General features: G+C 48.0%; 1 protein-coding gene and 1 riboswitch. The gene reads right to left on the bottom strand.

Annotated elements, in window-relative coordinates; genetic code table 11:
* The coding region (locus ACFRAK_RS29555; protein ID WP_394573279.1) for a molybdopterin-dependent oxidoreductase at window positions 1-431 on the bottom strand (431 nt) is incomplete at its 3' end.
* A gap of 427 nt (window positions 432-858) precedes the next feature.
* Window positions 859-1,049: riboswitch (cyclic di-AMP (ydaO/yuaA leader) on the top strand.
* Window positions 1,050-1,090 lie beyond the last annotated feature (41 nt).

The following is a 1,090-nucleotide window of genomic DNA, read 5'->3' as shown; positions in this document are numbered from 1 at the left end:
TTGCAGATGGATTGCTTCAACCGGCTGGCACCCAGCCGGTTAAAGAAACGACGGTCCATGCCATCCACGCTCAATATGCCCATGTTGCCGTAGAAGCTGTAAGGGAGAATGCTCTCCGAGCCATGCTCCTCGATCAGCCGCTTGTAGCGTCCCGTGATCTCTTGCACCGCTTCGTTCCAACTGATGCGTTCGAAGCTGCCCTCACCCTTAGGGCCTACTCTTCGCATCGGATAGAGCACTCGCTCCGGGTGATATACCCGATGTGCCATGTTGCGCACCTTATTGCAGATTGCTCCCTGTGTGATTGGGTGGTTCGGATCACCAGTAACCTTTACAATTCGCCCGTTCTCTTTATGCAGCAGCAGGCCGCATGTATCCGGGCAATCCAGCGGACATACCGCCGGGAATACGCCATCTTGCTGATGAATCATCTGACTGCCTCCTCCACGATTTACGCTGCATTCATACCCTTTATCTTATAAGAAAAGAAGAGATTGCGTAAAGTCAGACATTTTTTTCTAGCGATGTGATTCATCGCTCATGTAGGCGGGTATATTTCTAACAAGAGCAAAAGAGGAACCCAGACCCTTCCTCTTCTTGCCGTATCATGGACCACTCCCAAAAAATTCGCCATGCTAGCGTCTCCTCCCCCGAGACCAGCATGGCGAATTTGTTTGTGATGATGATTTCTGCAGATAATATGCAAAATACAGAGCCTGTCAAAGCCACATTAATATGTAAACGTTTTTCTTACATTTTTTATCAGTAATTCTGCTTCAATTTGCTCTGAGCGATGTTTTACAAAAGAATGCAGCAGGCGTAATATACTATTCAGCTTCAATATCATATTTCCTATTCACAGGATAATCGCTTAATCTCCGATATGGAGAGCGGGGGAACCAAATGTATGGATGGATTTAAATCCACTGACCATACCCTGGGGTGAATTCCGATGACGCGCGGTCCATATGCCGCATGTTCATCGGATAGGGCGACTCTCACCGCCCGAATCCGACAGCTAACCTCGTCAGCGTTGATGGAGAGGGTTGTGAACTTGTGATGAAACACAGGTCCTAACCTGTGTTTTTTG

The sequence above is a fragment of the Peribacillus sp. NPDC056705 genome, assembly GCF_043656335.1.
This window is presented reverse-complemented; position numbering and strand designations above follow the sequence as displayed.